1 protein-coding gene is annotated in these 1,427 nt (G+C 65.8%); it reads left to right on the top strand.

Translation table 11 applies throughout. The features are described 5' to 3' along the window. The first annotated feature begins 158 nt into the window (after positions 1 to 158). The gene (locus tag FJ960_RS29350) at positions 159 to 1,358 is read left to right on the top strand and encodes an IS256 family transposase (protein ID WP_140718568.1); all 1,200 of its coding nucleotides are present in this window, start codon (positions 159 to 161) and stop codon (positions 1,356 to 1,358) included. The last annotated feature ends 69 nt before the right edge of the window (positions 1,359 to 1,427 follow it).

The raw sequence follows: 1,427 nt of genomic DNA, 5'->3' as shown, positions 1-1,427 counted from the left end.
GGTCGTGTCCCATCAGGTGGTGTAGCTCGGCGGTTACGAAGCCGCTCACGAGCGCGCCGTTAGGAGCGCTGTAGCGAGTGAGCGGCGTGTCGGTGGTCATCGGCGCTTTCCGGTAGGGTTTGGTTGTTGACGCCAACCCCATTTCGGAAGGACCACCGATGACCGACGACATGATGAACCTGCGCACGCTCGTGGAGAAGACCCCGGATGCCGATCTGCTGCGGGAGATGATCGGCTTTGCCGCCGAGCGGCTGATGGAAATGGAGGTGGGCGCGGCCACCGGCGCCGCCTATGGCGAGAAGAACCCGCTGCGGCTCGCCCAGCGCAATGGCTACCGCGACCGGGACTGGGAGACGCGGGCCGGCACGGTCGAGCTGCGCATCCCGAAGCTCAGGAAGGGAAGCTACTTCCCGGGTTTCCTCGAACCGCGCCGCATGGCCGAGAAGGCGCTGACCGCCGTCATCCAGGAGGCCTATGTTCAGGGCATCTCGACCCGCTCGGTTGACGACCTGGTCAAGGCCATGGGGATGAGCGGCATCTCCAAGAGCCAGGTCTCGCGGCTGTGCGAGGAGATCGACGGCAAGGTGAAGGCCTTCCTCGAGCGGCCGATCGAGGGCGATTGGCCCTACCTGTGGATCGACGCCACCTACCTGAAGGTCCGCCGCGGTGGCCGGATCGTCTCGGTCGCCGTCATCGTCGCAGTTGGCGTCAACGCGGACGGCCGGCGCGAGGTCCTGGGCATGGAGATTGGCACGTCGGAGGCCGAGCCGATCTGGACGGAGTTCCTGCGCAAGCTGACACGTCGCGGCCTGCGTGGCGTCAAGCTCGTCGTCTCCGATGCCCACGAAGGCATCAAGGCGGCCGTCACCAAAGTGCTGTGCGCGACATGGCAGAGGTGCCGCGTCCACTTCATGAGGAACGTGCTGGCCCATGCCGGCAAGAGCGGCCGCAGGGTCGTCTCAGCCTTCATCGCCACCGCTTTCGCCCAGGAGACGCCCGAGGCCGCGTCCGTACAATGGCGCGCCGTCGCCGACCAGATCCGGCCGAAGGTGCCGAAGCTGGCGACAATCATGGACGACGCCGAGCCCGACGTGCTGGCCTACATGACCTTCCCGAAGGAACATCGCGCCAAGCTCCACTCGACGAATCCGATCGAGCGTCTCAACGGCGAGATCAAGCGGCGCACCGAGGTCGTCGGAATCTTCCCGAACGACGATGCGATCGTGCGCCTCGTCGGCGCAATCCTGCTCGAACAGAACGATGAATGGGCAGTGCAGCGGGCCAGATACATGACCCTGGAAACGATCAGCCAGATGAGCGATGATCCCCTCATCAGCCTGCCAGCCGTGGCGCGCTGATCAGCCCGGCCCATGCCGGAGAGCACGGCGACCAATGCCGCCAGCTACACCACGCCGCGGGACACGATC

It is taken from the genome of Mesorhizobium sp. B2-3-11, assembly GCF_006442215.1.
GTDB classification, from domain to species: Bacteria; Pseudomonadota; Alphaproteobacteria; order Rhizobiales; family Rhizobiaceae; genus Mesorhizobium; species Mesorhizobium salmacidum.
The sequence above is the reverse complement of the archived record's forward strand: the minus strand, read 5'-3'. Positions and strand labels throughout refer to the sequence as shown.

What these genes read in the sequence shown, in the direction of transcription:
- FJ960_RS29350 (WP_140718568.1), top strand. Translation starts at nt 159, where the DNA reads ATGACCGACGACATGATGAACCTGCGCACGCTCGTGGAGAAGACCCCG.